Source organism: Pseudomonas putida (genome assembly GCF_028682475.1).
GTDB classification, from domain to species: domain Bacteria; phylum Pseudomonadota; class Gammaproteobacteria; order Pseudomonadales; family Pseudomonadaceae; genus Aquipseudomonas; species Aquipseudomonas putida_AG.
Genome location: NZ_JANHLE010000034.1, coordinates 38,967 through 59,342, shown reverse-complemented (window position 1 = coordinate 59,342; position 20,376 = coordinate 38,967). Strand labels below are relative to the sequence as shown.

17 protein-coding genes are annotated in these 20,376 nt (G+C 62.0%); 7 read left to right on the top strand and 10 right to left on the bottom strand.

Features of this window, described 5'->3' with window-relative positions:
• The 5 genes from NPS47_RS22250 to ptsP form a co-directional block, all read right to left on the bottom strand.
• The coding region (locus NPS47_RS22250) for a DUF4123 domain-containing protein (RefSeq protein WP_274296913.1) at positions 1-829 on the bottom strand (829 nt) is incomplete at its 3' end.
• Positions 822-2,840 (bottom strand): type VI secretion system tip protein VgrG, encoded by a 2,019-nt coding sequence (locus NPS47_RS22245; RefSeq protein ID WP_274296912.1) that lies wholly within the window; start codon positions 2,838-2,840, stop codon positions 822-824. The genes NPS47_RS22245 and NPS47_RS22250, both read right to left, overlap by 8 nt.
• A gap of 195 nt (positions 2,841-3,035) precedes the next feature.
• A complete protein-coding gene (locus NPS47_RS22240) occupies positions 3,036-4,766 on the bottom strand; it encodes a PTS fructose-like transporter subunit IIB (protein WP_274296911.1) in 1,731 nt (576 codons plus the stop codon).
• A complete protein-coding gene (pfkB, locus tag NPS47_RS22235; RefSeq protein WP_274296910.1) occupies positions 4,763-5,713 on the bottom strand; it encodes a 1-phosphofructokinase in 951 nt (316 codons plus the stop codon). Before pfkB ends, NPS47_RS22240 begins: the two co-directional genes overlap by 4 nt.
• Entirely contained in the window at positions 5,714-8,572 is a 2,859-nt protein-coding gene (gene ptsP, locus NPS47_RS22230; RefSeq protein WP_274296909.1) for a phosphoenolpyruvate--protein phosphotransferase, read from the bottom strand. It abuts the gene before it with no gap.
• A gap of 283 nt (positions 8,573-8,855) precedes the next feature.
• On the opposite strand from ptsP, the gene cra reads away from it, so the two are divergent.
• Both cra and NPS47_RS22220 read left to right on the top strand, forming a co-directional pair.
• A complete protein-coding gene (gene cra / locus NPS47_RS22225; protein WP_274296908.1) occupies positions 8,856-9,851 on the top strand; it encodes a catabolite repressor/activator in 996 nt (331 codons plus the stop codon).
• Between the two features lie 2 nt (positions 9,852-9,853).
• Positions 9,854-10,642, top strand: a complete 789-nt coding sequence (locus tag NPS47_RS22220) for a TatD family hydrolase (RefSeq protein ID WP_274296907.1) — start codon at positions 9,854-9,856, stop codon at positions 10,640-10,642.
• A 10-nt stretch (positions 10,643-10,652) separates the two neighbouring features.
• Here NPS47_RS22220 and NPS47_RS22215 read toward each other — a convergent pair whose 3' ends face one another.
• Positions 10,653-11,006 carry a helix-turn-helix domain-containing protein gene (locus NPS47_RS22215; protein WP_274296906.1) on the bottom strand — a complete coding sequence of 118 codons (354 nt, stop codon included), beginning with the start codon at positions 11,004-11,006 and terminating at the stop codon, positions 10,653-10,655.
• A complete protein-coding gene (locus tag NPS47_RS22210; RefSeq protein WP_274296905.1) occupies positions 11,003-12,319 on the bottom strand; it encodes a type II toxin-antitoxin system HipA family toxin in 1,317 nt (438 codons plus the stop codon). Before NPS47_RS22210 ends, NPS47_RS22215 begins: the two co-directional genes overlap by 4 nt.
• 216 nt (positions 12,320-12,535) lie before the next feature.
• On the opposite strand from NPS47_RS22210, the gene NPS47_RS22205 reads away from it, so the two are divergent.
• From NPS47_RS22205 to NPS47_RS22195, 3 genes are all read left to right on the top strand, one after another.
• Positions 12,536-13,078, top strand: coding sequence for a sigma-70 family RNA polymerase sigma factor (locus NPS47_RS22205; protein ID WP_274296904.1), 543 nt, complete (start codon positions 12,536-12,538; stop codon positions 13,076-13,078).
• Positions 13,075-14,034, top strand: a complete 960-nt coding sequence (locus NPS47_RS22200; RefSeq protein ID WP_274296903.1) for a FecR domain-containing protein — start codon at positions 13,075-13,077, stop codon at positions 14,032-14,034. The genes NPS47_RS22205 and NPS47_RS22200 overlap by 4 nt, the downstream gene beginning before the upstream one ends.
• A 102-nt stretch (positions 14,035-14,136) precedes the next feature.
• Positions 14,137-16,575 (top strand): TonB-dependent siderophore receptor, encoded by a 2,439-nt coding sequence (locus NPS47_RS22195; protein ID WP_274296902.1) that lies wholly within the window; start codon positions 14,137-14,139, stop codon positions 16,573-16,575.
• Between the two features lie 112 nt (positions 16,576-16,687).
• Here the strand turns inward: NPS47_RS22195 and NPS47_RS22190 are convergent, their stop codons facing one another.
• The 3 genes from NPS47_RS22190 to NPS47_RS22180 form a co-directional block, all read right to left on the bottom strand.
• Positions 16,688-17,335, bottom strand: coding sequence for a c-type cytochrome (locus tag NPS47_RS22190; protein ID WP_274296901.1), 648 nt, complete (start codon positions 17,333-17,335; stop codon positions 16,688-16,690).
• A 10-nt stretch (positions 17,336-17,345) separates the two neighbouring features.
• Positions 17,346-18,587 carry a molybdopterin-dependent oxidoreductase gene (locus tag NPS47_RS22185; protein ID WP_274296900.1) on the bottom strand — a complete coding sequence of 414 codons (1,242 nt, stop codon included), beginning with the start codon at positions 18,585-18,587 and terminating at the stop codon, positions 17,346-17,348.
• Between the two features lie 158 nt (positions 18,588-18,745).
• Positions 18,746-19,348 carry a hypothetical protein gene (locus tag NPS47_RS22180; RefSeq protein ID WP_274296899.1) on the bottom strand — a complete coding sequence of 201 codons (603 nt, stop codon included), beginning with the start codon at positions 19,346-19,348 and terminating at the stop codon, positions 18,746-18,748.
• Positions 19,349-19,749: 401 nt separating this feature from the next.
• Between NPS47_RS22180 and NPS47_RS22175 the strand changes: the two genes are divergently transcribed.
• Both NPS47_RS22175 and NPS47_RS22170 read left to right on the top strand, forming a co-directional pair.
• Positions 19,750-19,977 (top strand): hypothetical protein, encoded by a 228-nt coding sequence (locus NPS47_RS22175; protein WP_274296898.1) that lies wholly within the window; start codon positions 19,750-19,752, stop codon positions 19,975-19,977.
• A 77-nt stretch (positions 19,978-20,054) separates the two neighbouring features.
• On the top strand, positions 20,055-20,372 hold the full coding sequence (locus NPS47_RS22170) for a DUF3077 domain-containing protein (protein WP_274296897.1): 318 nt from the start codon (positions 20,055-20,057) through the stop codon (positions 20,370-20,372).
• The last annotated feature ends 4 nt before the right edge of the window (positions 20,373-20,376 follow it).

The following is a 20,376-nucleotide window of genomic DNA, read 5'->3' as shown; positions in this document are numbered from 1 at the left end:
GTTCGGCGGCTCGGCGCACACGGGTCAATGGGGCATCCGGCGTAGATTCGCTCAGCAGTCGATGGATATCCGGGTAGTCAGTCAGTGGCTGCCCGCGCAGATAACCGAAAACGTTCGCGTACAGGCTCAGTTCCTGGTCTGAGGCAAAGCCGTGTTGATAGGCTTGTTCCGCGATTTTTTGCACGTACTGACGCGGGGAAGACGGTGCAACCGTTGCGAGGAAACCCGGGAAGTACCTGTGCAAGTGTTCGCACAAACCGGAGACGGCATTGCGAAACTCGACGTCGCCCAACGCCGTGAGTTCCGGGTCGGTCAATCGATAGGTCCTGGGCTCAGCACTGGCCTGATGTGCTTGCGCATGTTGCCGCCAGCAGGCATCCACCCCATCCGGTAAACAAACGTGCGTGACAGGACCAAACCAACGGGCACTGCCGGCTTGCTCGGCGAGACTGAAGAGTTGATGCATGACCGCCGGATCAGCAATGCGCGGCATCACCTCCAGGCCTTTTGCCTGTTCCACACTGAGCAAGTGGCGCCAGTGTTCACACAGCTTGTGAACATCGGCATTGCTGAACAGCAGATAACCCCATTCGAGGGCGGCGTGTTCCTGAAAGTACGCCAGCAGCGGATCATCGTGGCCGCTGAGCGCGATCAAACACGGCGATAGGTCTGCCAGCTCATGCCAGCGCGTAGTCAGGTACAGGCAGTAGACTGGATTGTTCCAGCGCTGCAGACGTTGCAGCAGATCCGGCACGCTGACACCGTCCAGCAACAAGTACGCAGGCGTGGTCCAGGGCAGATCTTCCGGCAGTGGCGGTAACTCACGCATCGGCTTGCTCCCCTTGTTGTTTAGCCGCTTCGCAAAGCGCACAGATCGGCTTTTTGGCGATCAGTGCCAGGCGCTGCTCCTGGGGTAGCAAAGGCGCGTGTAGCGCCACCAGTTGAGTGGGCTGTGCTTGTTGGAGGGCAACGCCGGCCACCGGTGCCCCGCCGATTTGAATTTCAGTACTGCTGAAAATGCCGCCAGGCCCGATCACGATGTGCTGGCCGCCGCCTTTCAAGGTGATGCTGGCGCCAGCATCGAGGATCACTTGCGCCCCGGCATTCAGGTGCACTTGCTGACCGGCCTCGACCACCAGCGTTTGCCCGACCCGGGTGTGGATGCTGCTGGCGACTTGCAGGTAATCGTTAGCCTTGAGTTCGACCTTGCGATCCGCCGTCACGGTGCACTGGTCTTCAGCTTCCAGTACTGCAATGCTGTTGCCCTTGATGGTTTCCCGCCGTTCGTTACCCACCTCAAGCTGGCTGTCGTTCTCGATCTTCTGCTCCAGATCGCGCTGGGCACGCAGGTAGATTTTTTCCTGCCCGGCCCGGTCTTCGATCGACAGTTCGTTGTAGCCGCCACTGCTGGGTGAGCTGCGGCTGCGCAACACGGTCTTGGTTTTGTTCGCGGGCAACGGGTACGGCACCGCCGTGAGCGTGTTGGGCACGCAGCCGGTAATCAACGGCTGGTCGGGATTGCCCTCCAGGTAGGTCACCACTACTTCCATACCGATGCGCGGAATGGTCACCGCGCCAAAGCCCTCCCCGGCCCAGCTGGACGCTACCCGTAGCCAGCAACTGCTCTTGTCGCTGTTCAGCTCGGCGCGGTCCCAATGGAACTCGACTTTGACCCGGCCATGCTCATCGCAAAAGATTTCTTCGCCTTCGGGTCCGGTAACGCGCGCTGTCTGGCTGACCAGCGCGGGTTTTCGGGTGACCAGCGGTGGCCGGTAGAACACGTCCCAGGGGATGGCGCTGAAGCTGTTGCGGTAGCCTTGGCTGAAGCCGTCCTCGGGCGGGTTGTCGCTGTCGGCCGACTCCTCCAGCACCTGCGGCTGCTTGCCTTCGTGCGTCACACTGAGCAGGAGCCACAAGTCGTTGCAGGCTTTACGCGGGTGTTCACGCAGGTCAAAGAAATGACCGCTGCGCAAGTTCGGCTGATCGCTCTTGCCCTCGGCCAGCTGGTAGTCGCTGCGATGCCGTTCCAGGGCCTGGCGGACTAGCTGTTTGCCGCGTTCTTCGGTGTCGATCGGCGTGGGGTAGTGGTAATCCTCAAGCGTCGGCTTGAACTCGGCGGTGCACTGGTTTTCCACCAGCCTGCTGGGGCGTTTCAGGTCGTAGTCGCGCCGGGTGACCTTAGTGGTGCGGGTACTGAAGCGCTGGGAGAACTGGCTGATAACCGGCTCATCGGCCACCTGTCCGGTGCCTTGCTGATAAGGGGTTGCCCCCAGTTTGGGAAAGAAGGTCTGGTCTTCGGTGAACACCAGCCGATGACCGTCCGGGCTGTGCTGGTGATGCCAGGCGATGCCTTCTTCACTGCACAAGCGCCGGACCAGGTCGAGATCTGTTTCCCCATACTGCGTGCAGTACTCGCGCACGGGGCTGTTGCGAACATGGAAGCTGAAGGCATCGGCCTGGATGCCATGGCCCTGAAGCACCTGGGCGATGATCTGCGGCACCGTCAGCTGCTGGAAAATTCGCTGGTTGTGGCTGAACTGCAAGTAGTGCAGGGCAGGGACCAGGGTCAGGTGATAACGGGTCAGGCGTGTGCCGGGTTCGCCGACTCTGACATTTTCGATCCGCCCATGGATACCTTCACCATTCAGGCCGAACTGAAGGAACGCCGGCTGACTGAGCAGGCTTTCGAGATCGAAGTCGGGGTACTCACTGATCAGTTCAATGTGGATCGCGTACAAGGTGCTGATGGCTTCCGTGCCGTCAAACGTCAGTACCTTGAAATCATTGCGAACCGATGGGATCAACAATTCGAACTGCACGCTATTGGCGGGTGCGAACATGCGTTTGTCCTTAAACGGAGGGGAGAGAAACCACGCAACACCCAAGCGAAATTGTGCCTGAGCGCGCGTAAACACCCGGAAACGCTACCAAGAGCGACAAAAAATAGATGTCAGACGCTTCCTAAAATGCATCTGTATTTTCTGGTCTTCCGTTGGCGAGTCACTCAAGCCCCCCGGACCGCTATCCTCCCTTGCTCAGGCCTTGACTGGCTGTACCGCCAGCTCCACCCCTTCACTGCGCTTGAGCACGGCATACACCAGCGCCGTCAGCAGGCTGCCGGCCAGAATCGCCAGCAAATACAGCAACGCATGGTTGATGGCGTTGGGAATCAGCAGGACGAACAAGCCGCCATGCGGCGCCATCAGCTTGCAGCCGAAGTACATCGACAGCGCCCCGGTCAGCGCGCCACCGGCGATGCTTGCCGGAATCACCCGCAGCGGGTCCTTGGCAGCAAACGGAATCGCCCCCTCAGAAATAAAGCACAGGCCCAGCACAAAGGCAGCCTTGCCCGCCTCGCGCTCGCTCTGGGCGAATTTGCGCCGGGCGATGAAACTGGCGATGCCCAGGCCAATCGGCGGCACCATGCCGGCGGCCATGGTCGCCGCCATCGGTGCGTAACTCTGCGACGCCAGCAGGCCCACCGAGAACGCATAGGCAGCCTTGTTGATCGGCCCACCGAGGTCCACGCACATCATCCCGCCAAGCAGCACACCGAGCAGAATTGCGTTGGTGGTGCCCATGCTGTCGAGAAAATGCGTCAGCCCTTCGAGCATCCCGGCCACCGGCTTGCCGACCACATAAATCATCACCAGACCGGTGAACAGGCTGGCCAGCAACGGAATGATCAGGATCGGCTTGAGGGCCTCCAGGCTGCTGGGCAAACGCACCCAGCGGCTGATGGCCTTGGCGCTGTAACCGGCAAGAAAACCGGCGACAATGCCACCGATGAATCCAGCCCCCAGGGTGCTGGCCAGCAGGCCACCGATCATCCCCGGCGCCAGCCCGGGACGGTCGGCAATCGAGTAGGCGATATAGCCGGCAAGCAACGGCACCATCAGCTTGAACGCCGCTTCGCCACCGATCTGCATCAGCGCGGCGGGTAAAGTGCCGGGTTCCTTGAAGGCCTCGATCCCGAACACGAAGGACAAGGCGATCAGCAATCCGCCCGCCACCACCATCGGCAGCATGAACGAGACACCGGTGAGCAGGTGCTTGTAGACCCCGGTTTTCTCGCTGCGGCTCGTACTGGCGCTTTGCGCGGTTGACTCCTCGCGGCCTTCCGCCAGGGCTTTGTTCAACGTGGCCTGCGCCTGTTTCAACGCCACGCCGGTTCCGCAGCGATAGATACGCTTGCCGGCAAAGCGTTCGGTAGGTACCTCGATATCGGCAGCCAGCAGCACCACATCGGCCTCGGCAATTGCCGCAGGCGCCAGTGGATTGCGCGCCCCGACCGAGCCTTGAGTCTCGACCGTGAGTTGATGACCCAGTTGCTGCGCCGCCTGCTGCAAGGCCTCGGCGGCCATAAAGGTGTGGGCGACGCCGGTCGGACAGGCAGTGATGGCAACGATCTTTGCGCTGCGCTCGACCGCTGTCGATGGCGCTTCAGCCACCGGCTGATAGACCTCGGCCTGCTCCGCCGCCTGACAGAGAAAGTGCTGGGTATCGCTCAAGGCCTGGGCCGGCGTGCTCTGGAACAGGCGCTTACCGGCAAAACGCTGCAAGTCCAGCTGGCCGCTGTTGACCACCAGCACCCAGTCGGCGGCCGCGATCACCGCCGCCGACAATTGCCCCTGGGGTTGCCGGGGATCATGCACTTCAACACTGGTGCTCCAGCCCAGACGTTGCGCAGCAGCCTCCAGCAGACGCGCACTGAGCACACTGGAGACCTGGCCGTTGGGGCAGGCGGTGACGATGGCAATGTTCATCTGCAACCCTCTTGTTGTTCTTCGCACAGACGCACGTCGTGTTCCAGTTGCGCCAGCTGGGCCCGGTCATTGATGCCAAATCCGATCTGGGTGACGGCCTGGGCGGCAATCGCGGTGGCCCGGCGCAAGGTCTGCTCTGCTGGCTCAGCGCTGAGCAGGCCATGAACCATGCCAGCCAGCAACGAATCCCCGGCACCGACCGTACTGGCCACCTTGACCGTCGGCGGCACCGCTGTGAGCACGCGACCTTGCTGGAACCAATTGACCCCACGCTCGCCCTGGGACACCACCACATGCTCGATACCTTGAGCGATCAGCTGGCGGGCCGCCGTCTGTTGTTCGGCAAAGCTGTGCACGCTGCTGCCCAGCACTTCGCCCAGCTCGTCGGTGTTGGGTTTAACCAGCCAGGGCGCACTTTGCAGCCCGGCACGCAGGGCTTCACCGCTGCTGTCCAGAGCGACCTTCAGGCCCATGGCCTTGAGCTGCTCAAGCAATTGCCGCAGCCATTGCGGGCTGAGGCCACGCGACAGACTGCCCGCCACCACCACCGCATCATGGCCCGGGGCGATATACGTCAGCTTGGCCAGCAGCTGTTCGCAGGCCTGCTCGCCAACCTCCGGGCCCGGCCCGTTGATGTCGGTCACGCGGCCATCGGCTTCCACCAGCTTGATGTTGCAGCGGGTCTCGCCCGGCACGCGAACAAAACAATCGGCAAAGCCGCGGCGGGCGATCAGGTCTTCGAACGGCTGCAGATTGTCGGCACCGAGAAAACCTCCCACGGTAACGCTATGGCCAAGGTCCGCCAGCACCTGCGCGACATTCAGGCCCTTGCCCGCCGCATGGCTGTGCTGGCCCTGACTGCGGTTGACCTGGCCGCTGTACAGCGTATCGAGGCTGACCGTCAGGTCCAGCGCCGGGTTGAGGGTCAGGGTGAGTATCTTGGCCATTCAATCGTTCTCCACCAGCGCCCGTACGGCGCTGGCACTGCCCAGCAGCAGGGCTTGCGAAGCAAGCTGCCGGGTGTGTTCATAATTCAGTTCACGGACCAGGGCCTTGACCTCGGCAATGCTGCGCGCGGCAACGCTCAGCTCATCGACGCCCAGCCCCAGCAGCACGGCAACCGCCTGCGGATCAGCCGCCAGCTCGCCGCATACCCCCACCCACTTGCCATGGGCATGGGCGGCACGCACGGTCATGTCGATCAGTTGCAGCACTGCCGGGTGCAGGCCGTCGGCCTGGGCCGACAGGCTCGGATGGCCACGGTCGATGGCCAGGGTGTATTGGGTCAGGTCGTTGGTACCGATACTGAAGAAATCCACTTCGCGGGCCAGTACCGGGGCAAGCAAGGCCGCCGAAGGCACCTCGATCATGATCCCCAGTTGCAGGTCGCTGACGCTGATTTCTTCGCGCAGACGCTCGACCATCGCCCGCGCCTGTTGCCACTCTTCAAGCTGGCCGACCATGGGAAACATGATCCGCAGCGGCCGGTCACCCGCCGCACGCAGCAAGGCGCGCAACTGGCTCTCCATCACCTGCGGACGTTGCAGGGTCAGGCGAATGCCACGCACGCCGAGGAAGGGGTTTTCCTCCTTGGCGATCGGCCAGTAAGGCAGCGGTTTGTCGCCACCGACATCCAGCGTACGCACCACCAGTGGCCGGCCGGCGAGGCCATCGAGAACGCGGCGGTACTCGGCCTCTTGCAACGCTTCGTCGGGGGCCTGCGGGTGGGCCATGAAAATCAGTTCGGTGCGCAACAGGCCAACGCCTTCGGCACCGTGATCGACCACCGCCTCGATGCCCTTGCTGTCACCAATGTTGGCGAACACTTCGATGGCATGGCCGTCACGGGTCACCGCCGGTTCCAGGCGATGGGCACGGGCCAGTTGCAGACGTTGCTCGCGGCGATCGCCTTCGGCCAGGGCGCGCTGCAGCTCATCGGCAGGCGGCGCGACTTGCAGGCGACCGCGCTGGCCATCGAGAAGAAGTGGCGTACCTGAAGCGATGAACAACACTGCATCACCTGCACCCACCACAGCAGGAATGCCAAGCGCGCGCGCGACGATGGCACTGTGCGCCGTCGCCCCGCCACGGGCGGTGAGGATCCCGGCGACGCGCGTCGGGTCCAGACGCGCCACATCCGACGGGCCGACCTCCTCCATCACCAGCACATAGGGTTGCTCCGGAGCCGGGATGTCAGCCTCGCCACACAGCTGGGCCAGCACCCGCCGGCCAATGTCACGCAGATCGGCAGCACGCTCGGCAAGCAAGGCATCGTGCAAGGCCTCCTGCTGGCGCGCCGCGTTGTCGATTACTGCCATCCACGCCGCCGGAGCACTTTCGCCCTGACGCAGACGCTGGTCGACTTCGTCAGTAAGGTCGGGATCGGCGAGCATTTCCTGATGGGTGATGAAAATTTCGCCGATGGCCTTGGCCTGGCTGCGCTGGATCAGCGCGCCGATTTCGGCATTCACCGCCGCCAGCGCCTGCTGCAGACGCTGGCGCTCGCTGGGCAGCGATTCACCGCGCAGTGGATAGTCGAATTCACGCAGTACCTGAATATGCGCCGGGCCGCTGGCGATCCCCGGCGCGGCGGCCACGCCCTGGATCACCGCCCCCGGTAACGGCGCTTGAAGCTCAGGCTCCGGCAGTATTTCAGGCACCACCTCAGGCACCGCAGCCAGCGCCTCGACTTCCTCGCCCAACCCCGCTTCAATCGCCGCCAGCAAGACCGGCAATGCATCGGCGGCAACATGGGGTTCGGCGATGATTTCCAGCACCTGACCACGCCGGGCACCGAGGCTGAGCAGCTTGCTCAGGCTCTTGGCCGAGACGGCCGGCTGACCGCTGTCGACCACCCGCAGACGAATTTCGCCGTCAAAGGCCTTGGCCAGTTGCGCCAGCTCCTTGGCCGGGCGCGCATGCAGGCCATGGGCGTTGGCCAGGCCGATACGCGCGCTGGGCCAATCGGCCGGCACTTCACCGCCCAGCACTTCCAGCACCGTGCGGCTGCTGGTGGCGCGGCACAGCTCCTGGCCACGGCCTTCAATCAGCAGAGCGCACAAACGCTCAAGCAACGCCTGATGCGCTGCGCCCAGGCTGGCCAGGCAGAACACCCCGTGCAGGGGCTGGTCGCGATAGCGCAGCGGTTGTTGCGGGGTAACGAAGGCCAGCCCGGGCTGACGTACCGCCTGCTGGCTATGCAGCCACCACAGGCCTTCGCCGAGCGGCAGCGGTTCGACCTGCTGCAACACTCCGGCAAAGCCTGCACTGACACAGTCGGCGCGATGCAACAGCCGCGCTGCGCGCCAGACCAGCTCGTCGAAATCTTCAGCGGGCACACCCAGGCCAATCATCTGCGCATCCAGCGCCAGCTCCTGCGGGGCGCCTTGCAGCAACTTGAGCAGCGCCTCGGCAGAACTGGCCCGGCGCAACGCCTCAGCCAGGTCGGTTTCGCCCAGGGCGCGGGTCAGCAGTTGCAACAAGCGCAAGTGTTCATCGGAGCGTGCGGCGATGCCGATGGCCAGGTACACCCGCTGACCATCGCCCCAGTCCACGCCGTCGGGAAACTGCAACAAGCGCACACCGGTGGTAAACACTTGATCACGGGTTTCCGGGGTGCCGTGAGGGATCGCAATACCCTGGCCAAGAAAGGTCGAACCCTGCGCCTCACGGGCTTGCACGCCCGCCAGATAGCCGTCGGCAACCAGGCCATCGCGGACCAGGTGCTCGGCCATAAGCTGCAGCGCCGCCGACTTATCCACAGCCGACTGGCCCATGGATATCTGCCCTACAGTGAGCTCGAGCATGACCTTCTCCTTTGCAGCACCAGGTGGGTGCTGAGGTATTGTTGTGAATTTTTCAGCACAGGGCCAGTTGCTATCAGCCCTTGGCAGGCAGTGGTTCGGCAGAAAAATCGCTTGCTGAAACGTTTAATCTGGAATTGTGAGCACGTTACTCGATAATCTTCGATCAATGAAGCCCCATCTTGTCGGACAATTGCGACAATGGTCGTCTGCGCCCTGATCCTAGAATCGGCGACAATTCCCGGTCAGGCTGTGCAAGCAGCCCCGGTATAACAAGGAATTTGCGGTGAAACTCAGCGATATCGCCCGTCTGGCCGGTGTGTCCGTGACTACTGCCAGCTATGTCATCAATGGCAAGGCCGAACAGCAACGCATCAGCAACAGCACGGTGGAGCGTGTGCGTGCGGTGGTCGAAGCCCATGGCTTCACCCCCAACCCGCAGGCGGCCGGCTTGCGTAGCCGTCACACCAAGACCCTCGGGTTCATTCTCCCGGACCTGGAAAACCCCAGCTACGCACGCATTGCCAAACAACTGGAACAAGGCGCCCGGGCCAAAGGTTACCAACTGCTGATTGCCAGCAGCGACGACCAGCCCGAGAGCGAGCGCCAGTTGCAGCAGCTGTTCCGTGCCCGTCGCTGCGATGCGCTGTTTGTCGCCAGCTGCCTGCCGGCCGGTGACGACAGCTATCGCCAGCTGCAAGCCAAGGGCCTGCCGATCATCGCCATCGACCGTAGCCTGGACCCGGCGCATTTCTGCTCGGTGGTCAGCGACGACCGCAACGCCAGCCTGCAACTGACCCGCAGCCTGCTCGCCACCAAGCCTGCGCACATCGCCCTGATCGGTGCGCGGCCAGAGCTTAGCGTCAGCCAGGCGCGTGCCGGTGGTTTCGATGAAGCCCTGCAAGACTTTACCGGCACAGTCAGCCGCTACCAGGGCGAAGCCTTCAGCCGCGAATGCGGCCAGCGCCTGATGACCGAACTGCTCGCCGAACTCGGTGGCCTGCCCGATGCCCTGGTCACCACCTCCTACGTGCTGCTGCAAGGCGTGTTCGACGTACTGCAGGCGCGCCCGGCCGACTCGCGCAGCCTGCAACTGGGCACCTTCGGGGATAACCAACTGCTCGACTTCTTGCCGCTGCCGGTCAACGCCATGGCCCAGCAACACGGCGTGATGGCCGAGATCGCCCTGAAACTGGCGCTGGCAGCGGTTGAAGAGAAACACTACGAACCTGGCGTACACGCCGTCGGTCGAACCTTCAAACAGCGAATCATCAAGGCCTGAACATGCGCCTGATCGACACCCACACCCATCTGGATTTTCCGGATTTCGACCCTGACCGTACGGCCCTGCTGGCCAACGCCAGGGCTGCGGGTGTCGAGCGCATGGTGGTGCTCGGGGTGTACCAGGACAACTGGCAGCGGGTGTGGGAGCTGGTGAGCAGCGACCCGCACCTGTACGCCGCCTTCGGCCTGCATCCCGTCTACCTCGACCAGCACCGCCCGGAACACCTGCGTGAACTGGGCGACTGGCTGAACCGCCTGCACGGCGAGCGCCAGCTGTGCGCCGTCGGTGAATTCGGCCTCGATTACTACCTCCCGGAGCTCGACCGCGAGCGTCAGCAGCACTGCTTCGAAGCCCAGTTGCAACTGGCCGTCGACTTCAACCTGCCCGCCCTGCTGCATGTGCGCCGCAGCCATGCCGCAGTGATCGCTACGCTCAAGCGCTACAAGCTCCCGCGTGGCGGCATCATTCATGCCTTTGCTGGCAGTTTTGAAGAGGCTCGCGAATACCACAAGCTCGGTTTCAAACTGGGTTTGGGCGGCGCCGCGACCTGGCCGCAAGCACTGCGCCTGCGCAAGGTGCTGCCGCAGTTACCGCTGGAGAGTCTGGTGCTGGAGACCGATGCCCCGGACATGGCGCCGGTGATGTATGCCGGGCAGCGCAACAGCCCCGAGCATTTACCGCAGATTGCGACTGCGCTGGCGGAAGTGATCGGGATTGAAGTGGAGCGCCTGGCTGAGGTGAGTACGCGCAATGCGTGCGAGGTGTTTGGCTGGCCAAGTAAAGGCTGACGAAAGACGCTTACACGCCAGCCTTGGCCTTGCGGGCCGGTGGTCGCGCACCGCGCTTCTTGATCACCGTACGATCCTCTGCGGGAAAGGTCGGCATGCCGATTGAGCCAAGGGTCATCCTCATACCGAAGAGGCGCAGAATACCGTTAAGCGTATTGATGGTCGGGTTGCCCTTGTCCGTTTCCAGCTGGTACAGCGCTTTCGTCGACATTTTGCACATGGTCGCAAAGGTTGCCTGATCGAGGCCGGTCACCTCGACACGCAAGCGGCGAATCGTGGTACCGAGGGTCTCCTGGCCAGCCACATTTTTCAGCTTGATGTCTTCAATGAGCTTTTGGCGTTCTTCAATCGAGATCAACTTCATTGCAGGCCCCACTCCGCCAAACGGACATCCAGATTATTCAAGGGAATCGATTGTGCCCTGCGTACGCCTTCAGGCAACTCGCTCAACAGGTCGGGAAGCGCCCGGAACGCTTGCGCCGCCTGCTTCAACCTGTGCATCAACCGCTGCGTATCAAGCACGCCATCGAAAGAGGCACACACCGCAGCCCAGTCAGGTGAACCTGCCCGCTCACTCTGCCACTTGGTCACCCGCGTAACCCCCTCCGGGTCGAGCACCATCGGTGCGAGGTCATAGATAGGTGCCAACTGCAGTCGTCCCTTGTGACGGAAGATCGAGGTGTTGCGGCCATGGTTATCCGAGTTACCCAGGATGCGGTTAAGCAGATCGCGGCGTACGTACTCGAACACCAGGTCATCGATCTCATCATCCTGCTGGTTTGCTTTCCACAGATGGACCAGTCGCTGCACGACCTCTTCATGCTGCATCGCCGAGCCGGGTACCGTGTTGGCGCAGACCGAATAGATCGACTCCATCGCAATACGCTCTACTCTGCCGCCGTCTGCGCGCCTATCGAAACGTGGCATCCAGAGGCTCGGCTTTTCAGCTTCCTCCAGCGCCAATCCCTCTATCGCCACGGTATCGAGCCCCAGTGCCGCGATCGCCCGGTAATAATGAAACTCGGCACGCAGGATATCCTTATCGCGTTCAGTCACCTTGTTACGAGCAAACTTCACCAACCAATGGCGGTGTGCCTGGTCATCCGCGAGCACGGCATCGGCATGTAGACCGCCGTTGACATCCTCGGTCATCAGCAGCTTCGGCGCCTCTCCCTGAGCTCCGGTCGCGCCGCCCATGGCGGCGCCGAGCTCATAGGCGTACTCAAGGAAATCATTCGATCGCTCAATAACGTCTTGCCGTGGGAAAGCGATGTCACTGGCAGGATCGATATGCTCGCTCGACTCCTTGACACGCAGGTGTCCGACAGGGGCTGGCGTGCAGCGTTTGAACAGGAACAACTCCATATCCATCCCTTCGGGCTTCTCGTGCCCGAAACGGGCCTCAAGGGATTTACGTGCCGCACCGGCGGGAACGATGTCGTAGACAAAGGCGGGATACCCGACGGTATCCGTCGCCGTCCAGCTCAACGGCAAATTCACACTGACAGCGGGCTCGAAAGCAGACCCCATGCTGTCGATAAATTCCACCAGGTAGCCTTGGCTATAGGCAGTGGTACAAGCACTGTCAGCCACCCGCTGCTCATTTTGAACGGTAAGTACCAACGCGTCGTGCCATTGGCCTTCCACAAAGGCCTGCAGAGTGAGTTGCTCAGCCATCACGCCCTCGTCAATCGGAACTTTAATGCTGCAAAATATAGCTCCGCCCACACTAATCGGCAATAAAGTTCTTGTTAATAACAATCCATGCAATAAACCAGCATTATAGTACTGATTAGATTTCCAGGGCGCCGGAGTCCTGCCGACATTAAGGAGTTGTGCGATCGCCTAGATCTAATGATAATTGTTTCCATTAGTATCAAGGCCTAGCTTGCCATGTCGCTCACTCACGCTTATCTGTCTCCCCAGACCTGCGACACCACCTCACACCACCAGGCATTGACCCAACTCTTCGGCGAGCATCACGGCTGGCTGTTGGGGCGCCTGCGTGCTCGATTGGGCTGTGTGCACGATGCTGCGGACATGGCTGCCGAAACCTTCACCCAGGTCGTCGCCCTGCCTTCCCTGCAGGCGATTCGCGAACCCAGGGCCCTGCTGACCACCATTGCCAAGCGCCTGATGTACGCCAGCTGGCGGCGCCGTGATCTAGAGCGGGCTTACCTTGAAGCCCTGGCCCTGCAACCCGAAGCCACAGCCCCATCGCCTGAAGAAAGTTATCTGGTGATGGAAAGCCTGCTGGCGATCGACAACCTGTTGACCGGCTTGTCGCCACGGGCGCGGGCGGCCTTTCTGTGCAGCCAGGTCGACGGCATGAAGCACGCCGATATCGCCGCCATGCTTGGTGTCTCGGTGATCCGCGTGCGGCAGTACATCGCCAAAGGCCTGCGCCTGTGTTGCCAGGAACTGCTGGCGTCATGAGCGCGCGTGCAGGCAAAACCCCGCAACGGCGCGCTTTGGAGCAAGCCATCGACTGGACGGTGATCCTCCAGGACAGCCCGGTCGGCACCGCCGAGCAGGCAGCGTTCAATGCCTGGCTGGCAGCAGATCGCCTCAATGCGCTGTCCTGGGCCCAGGTTCAGGGGCACTTGCAGCAAACCCTGGCCCCGCTCAATGGCGAGCCTGGCCGCGCCCTGCGTCATGCCCTGCAAACGCCCGACACTTCGCGGCGTCAGCTGCTGCGCGGAGCATTGGTGGTGGCCGGTGTCGGCGCCTGCGGCGGGTTGTTGAGCCAGCCGGGCCTGCCGCTGGCGCAGCTCGGTGCCGATCAGCGCACCGGCACCGGCGAGCGCCGCGTGGTGCCGCTGGATGACGGCAGCCAGCTGCAACTCGACGCCCGCAGCGCAGTCGATATCGCCTTCAGCACAAGCGCACGCACCCTGACCTTACGCGCCGGCAAACTGCTGATCGACGCCCAACCAGACATGCGCCCGCTGCAAGTGCTTACCCCGTTCGGCACCGTGCAGACGTCCGCAGCGCGCTTCATGGTTGCCCTGCATGAGCAGTCCGCGCATGTCTGGGTGCTGGACGAGCAGGTGCAGGTCGTCAGCCGTGAGCATCACACCCAGCAATTGCGCTCAGGCCACGGCGCGCGCATGGCGGAGGATGTCCGGTTGCTGGCAGCCAACCGCAGTGGCGAAGCGTCGTGGCACAGCGGCATGCTTGAGGTCGACAACTGGCCGTTGGGCGATGTCATCGAGGCCTTGCGCCCGTACCAGCCGGGGGTGCTGCGCATCAGCGCACAAGCCGCCGCGCTGCCGGTTTCCGGGGTGATTTCGCTGGATGACAGCGCGCGCGCCTTGCGTTCCTTGGAGCAGACCATGCCGCTGCGTATCACCCGCTACCTCGGTTGGTGGACGCGTATCGAACTGGCCTGAAATTATTTTTTCAGTTGCCTATATAGCTTTTCCCCGTTCATCGCACATAGCCCATGAACCGCTCGCGAAAACGCAGCCCGGCCACGCCCTCTGGAGCCCTTCATGTCTCGCCGCTCGTGCTTTGAACTGACCCCGTTGTACCTCGCCCTCCTGCTCACGCCGCTGGCCGGCGCCGTGGCGCCAGCCTGTGCCGGCGAGCAACAGCAGTTGCGCCAATTCGACCTGCCCGCCAGCTCCCTCACTGCCACCCTGAGCGCTATTGGCCGGCAGAGCGGCAACAACATCCTCTACGCACCGAGCCTGGTCAGGGGCCTGCAGGCGCCAGCAATCAAGGGTCAGATGACCACCGAGCAGGCCCTGAGCCGCGCCCTGGCCGGCAGCGGGCTGGTGGTGCGCAGCACCGGGCAAGGCACCCTGACCCTTGAGCGCCAGGTTGAAGGCAGCGTCGAACTGGGCGCCACCAACATCGACGCCAGCCAGCTGCAGAGCAGCCTGTTCAGCCCAAGCCAGGGCTACCTGGCCACACGCACCGCCACGGCGACGAAAACCGACACGGCGATTCACGAAATCCCGCAGTCGGTGTCGGTCGTCACCCGCGAGCAGATGGACACGCAGAACGTCCAGAACCTCAGCGAAGCCTTGCGTTACAGCACCGGGGTCAACTCCGAGCCGTTCGGTGCCGACAACCGCAACGACTACATCTACATGCGTGGTTTCGATCAATCCAACGACGGCCTGTACCTCGACGGCCTCAACCTGCTCAACCGCAACTACGCCATGTGGCGCGTCGACGCCTACAGCCTGGAGCGCGTCGACGTGATCCGCGGCCCAAGCTCAGTGCTGTTCGGCCAGAGTTCGCCGGGTGGCCTGGTCAACCAGGTGAGCAAACGCCCGCGGGCCGACATGCGCCAGGAAGTAAAAGTGCAGTACGGCAGCTACGACCGCAAAGTCGCCGGCGTCGATGTCGGCGGCAAACTCGATGAGCAGGGCCAGTGGCTCGGACGCCTGACCGCGCAGGTCAAGGACGGCTCCACGCAGATCGACCATGTCGACGAAAGCAGCTGGTTCATCGCCCCTTCGCTGACCTGGAACATCGATGACAGCACCTCGCTGACCCTCCTCGCCCAGACCCAGCGCGAGCGCTATGGCTCGGTGTTTCAGTACCTGCCTTACTACGGCACGGTGAAAAGCAGCCCGGTCGGGCGCTTCGACGACAGCCTGTTTGCCGGTGAACCGGACTTCGACCACTTCAACCGTGACCAGGACAGCATCGGCTACCAGTTCGAACACAGCTTCAACGACACCTGGAGCTTTCGGCAGAACTTCCGTTACCGCCACCTGAAACTCGATTACGAAACCGTTTACGGCTTGGGCTACTGGGCCTTCCCGTACCCGACCCAGCCCGCCGAATACGGCGAAGGTTTCCGCGGCGCCCTGACCTCTTCAACCAAGCTCAGCGGCTGGGCGCTGGACAACCAGGTGCAGGCCAACTTCAGCACCGGCGCGCTGGAGCACACCGTGCTGGTCGGCGGCGATGCGCAGTACACCACCTACGACATCTTCAACCAGGGCAGCCCCAACGGCGACCCGAATGCCTTCAACTACCTCGACCCGCGCTACGGCTGGGTGCCGAGCGACCTGCAAACCACCAACGACGTCACTGCCAAAGTGCGCCAGCTCGGCGTCTACGTGCAGGACCAGATCAAGTACGACCACTGGGCCTTCACCCTCGGCGGGCGGGTGGACTGGGCGCGGGTCAACCAGAACAACGATGGCGGCAGCGGCGTGTACGAAGCCGGCAACCCGGCCGGCACCAACCAGCGCAACGACCGCGAAGCGACCTGGCGCGCCGGCGTCATGTACCTCGCCGACAACGGCCTGGCGCCGTACTACAGCTACTCCGAATCGTTCGTACCGACCGTAGCGCTGACCACCGAAATCCTCGAACCCTCGACCGGCAAACAGCACGAAGTTGGTTTGAAATACCAGCCGCCGGGCAGCAACAGCTCGATCACCTTGTCGGCGTTCGACCTGCGCAAACAGAACGTGCCGACCACCGACCCGAACGACCCGAGCGGCATCAACCAGATCCAGATTGGCGAAGTGCGCTCGCGCGGTATCGAGCTTGAAGGCATCGCCAGCCTGAGCGAAGAGCTGAACCTGATCGCCAACTACACCTACAACAAAGTGAAGATCACCGAAGACACCAACTTCGAAGGCAACCGCCCGTACAACGTGCCGGAGCACACCGCGTCGCTGTGGGCCGATTACAGCTTCAAGAGCGGTGAACTCAAGGGCTTGGGCTTTGGTGCGGGTGCGCGTTACGTAGGTTCCAGCTTCGGTGACGACGCCAACAAACTGCGCGTACCGGGCTACACCCTGTTCGACGCCATGGCGCGTTACGACATCGAAAACTGGCGCCTGCAGCTCAACGCCAGCAACCTGCTCGACAACAGCTACGCCACCTGCCAGAACGGCGAATTCCGCTGCAACTATGGCTATCCGCGGATGGTCAGTGCGAGCGTGGCTTACAACTGGTAAGGCCATCGCGGGGCAAGCCCGCTCCCACCGGGGGGGGAGTGCAGTATCTCGGTGGGAGCGGGCTTGCCCCGCGATCAATCCCCCGCTCAACACATCAAGACCCAAGCTGCACTTACTGCTGCAATATGAACGTCGCCATAACCTGCAGCTGATCCGGGCTCAATTGCGTAAACGGCGGCATTGGCACATTCCCCCACTTGCCCGTACCTCCCTGCTGAATGCTCGACGTCACCTTGGCCAATGCCTGCGCATCGTTGGCGTACTTGGCCGCCACATCGTGATACGCCGGACCGACAACCTTGTGATCCAGCGCATGACAAGACAGGCAAGCATTGCTCTGCAACAACGCCATGGCATCGACCTTGGCCCCCTGCCCTGCCGGAGGCTTGCCCGGCGCCGGATACGAGGCCGCCTGCACATCGGCATCGCTCGCCTGGGCACTGCCGTAGGTCGTCGCCAGGTAAGCGCCGATGATGCTCACATCCTGATCGCTGATCGGCGCGCCATACACCTTCTGCATCTTGCCGGCTTCGGCCGTCCATTGCGCCAGGCTCATGCCCGGCGGCTGGAAGCTGATGTAATCGGCAGAATGGCAGGTTGAACACTTCTGCTGGGCCAACGCGTAGCCCGGTAGCGCATTGGCCTTGAACACCGCCGTTTCCGCCGGCAAGGTGATCGACAGCGGCGCAGCCTCAAGCATCGCCACCCAACAAACCTGAACCGCGCACAGCAAGGTGGTCATGCGTTTCATCTGGCTCATGCAGGCTTCCTCAGGCGACGGTCACGTGGGTGGTTTCGACGACGTGACGGCGATAGCCGCCCGGGTTCCAGTCGGCTCGCAGCGGCTGTGTCTCGCCCGCAGCGTTACTGGCGCGCACCATCAATTGAGTGGCGCCTTGACTGTCAAAGCTGATCGCCAGCGTCCACTCGCGAAAGGAGAAACGCCCCAGGTCCTCACCCAGCGTGGCCTCACGCCAACGCTGACCACCGTCAATCGAAACCTCCACCTTGTTGACGCCAGCCCCACCGTCGAACGCGATGCCCTTGAGCAGCACACTTTTGTTAAGTGGCAACACATCGCCGTGTTTGACGCTGGTAATGAAGCTGCGCACCGGCAATGTGGAAATCGGCCGGGTTTTCGCCGCCGTGGTGCCGGGCGCGATACAGAAACAATCGTTGTCCGGAATCTGGTACCCCTTGGCCATGAAAAAACCGTCATAGGTGTGGTCGAGCACCTCGATCTCGCTCAGGTGCTTGACCCAGTACGTGCCGAAATAGCCCGGTACCACCAGACGGATCGGGTAACCGTTGAGAAAAGGCAGGTCGGTGCCATTCATTGCCCAGGCGATCATCGGCTCGCCGTTCATGGCATGACTGATGTCCAGGGCCTTGATGAACTCCGGCGTGCTCGCCAGCACCGGCTTGTCGAGGCCACGGAAGGTCACTTGCCGGGCCGCAGCGCTCACGCTCGCCTTTTCCAGTACCGCCTTGAGCGGCACCCCCAGCCAGCGCGCGTTGCCCATCGAGCCATTGCCCAGTTGCGCACCGAACACCCGTGGCATCGAGAAGCCACGGCTGTTGCCCGAACACTGATTGACTGCCACCACCTCGACGGGGTCGGCGAGGGCCTTGAGCTCATCAAGAGACAATGACAGCGGCGTAGCGACCGAACCCTTGACCGTCAGCCGGTAGCTGTCCGGGTCGATGCTGGTAGGGAAATTGGCCAGATGGTAGCGGACGAAAAACGCGTCATTGGGCGTGATCGGCCCTTCGTTGAACACCGTGAACGGCGTTTCGAGGTGCGGCGGGCGGGTGGTCACCAGGGTCAGCGGGCGCTTCTGCGGGTATTGCACCAGTGGCCGCGGCCCGGCGGCGAAGGTTACCTCTTCGACGTTCTCGTCGGCCGCCCTGGCCAGGTTTGCCAACGGCGAGGCGGCCACCGCCAGGGCGAAGGCATCGCGCAGCACACGTCGACGGCCAAGGTGCTTGTTACCGATAAAGCTGAACTTCATGCCGCGCTCCCTGTGATGGCGTTCCTGAAAGGCGACTGACAGCGCACTGTCAGTTTTTCTCGCGCCTTTCAGTATCGTCACCCGCAGATTCGCTGCTTTTCATTGAGCGTCAGCGGCTTGGCAATTGATGACAGAGGGGAGCAGCGGTTACCAGCACATCAAAACCAGCCAGTATCTTCCTCCAGCTCAGTCCGACACTGCTTGAGCTGCGCACCATAAACCTTCGACTGCTGCTCAACCTTGCGCGCCACCTGCATCAGCCAGGGCTTGCTGCGATAGGTGCCGCGGCTGAACCCACCGCGCCCCTCGTGGTAGGCCAGGTACTGGTTGTAGGTATCCCACTTGGAGATCCCCAGCTGCTTTTGCGTGCCGTCGGTGTACCAGCCAATGAACATCATCGCGTCATCAAAATTGTCCCGCGAGCCGCCATTGCCGGTGCCGTCCTTGTACTCACCCCAGACCGGGTCCTGGGCCTGTGCATAACCATAGGCCGAACTCACACGGCCCCAGGGAATCACCCACAAGAGATAATCACGCGGCGGCAGCGCATCGTGAACGAAACTGCTTTCCTGCTTCATGATCGCCATCGCCACGTGTTGCGGCGTGCCGTACTTCTGCTGCATCTCCAGCGAATCTTCGTACCAGTCCGGGTATTCGCGGAAGATATTGCAGAGATTGTTCTGATCCCTGGGTGGCGCGGTGGCGCAGCCAGTCAAGATCAAACACATCAGCATCAGTGCCCAAACCAGCCCTTGTTTCATCCATCGCCCCAGCAAAAAAATGAGGGCATTAGTTGCCCTTCGTATGTCACGCAGAATTCTATGATGGCCTGCACCTTGGCAGGGTCACCTGCTTCAGCGCAACGAACTTTCAGAATTTCCCGATTCCCTGTAGTCCATTTCCGAATCATACTTTTGCGGCTTTCAAGTCATTGCGGTGGTCCCGCGAGGGGCCTAGTCTCGACCGGTCGTTGCCAATTTCAACGACCGGTTTTGACAGGCCGATCTCATCGCGGAACATGTGCAAGCCTTTATGGCAATTGTACGTGGGGCACCTTCGTGTGCGCCGAGTTCCCCGGTGTTCGGTCTGTCAACCCGCGTACAGTTGCCACCCATTTGTTTGACAGCAGATACGTGGCGGCTCCGTTCACTGGGAGGCTACCATGCTAAAAATCGTTCCTGATCCACCGCTTCACACTAACCAATCCCTCGAAGACATCCTCGTCCAGATCTCTGAATACCTGGTCTGTGCCATGACCGTGGCGCAACAGACCGTCCTCCTCCATTCCAGCTCTCCAGGCCAAATCCTGACCTTGTCCACCATGCACGAAATCGACAACGCCCGAAGTTTGGTTGAAGTGGCGTTGAGCAAGGTTCAGTCACAACACTGAGTTATCCACAAGTGAGCGCCAGCGTTGCTGAGGCAAGGCTGGTTGCTTAGGGCCTAGTGCATGCCGGGAGAGAATGGATGAACGAAGATTCTATTGGAAACAACAGCACAGGTTTAAAAACAACAGGTGTCGGGGTGTTCGGAGAAGGCGCAAGCGGCATGGCTGCTGACCGCCTGTTCCGGGTTGAGCCTGGGCACAATGCGGACTTTGTTCTGGAACAAGCGGCGCTGCTGATGAACTGTGTGAGCAAACTCACCCAGCATGTGTTGTTTGAGCAGGATGAAGCGATGATTTGTGCAGCGCATTACCTGAGCGGGATGGCCAAGGCAATGGTTGAGGATCTGGCGCATGGGATGATGGTGGGGAGCTCGGGGCACTTCAAAAGTGCAAGTTGATGCT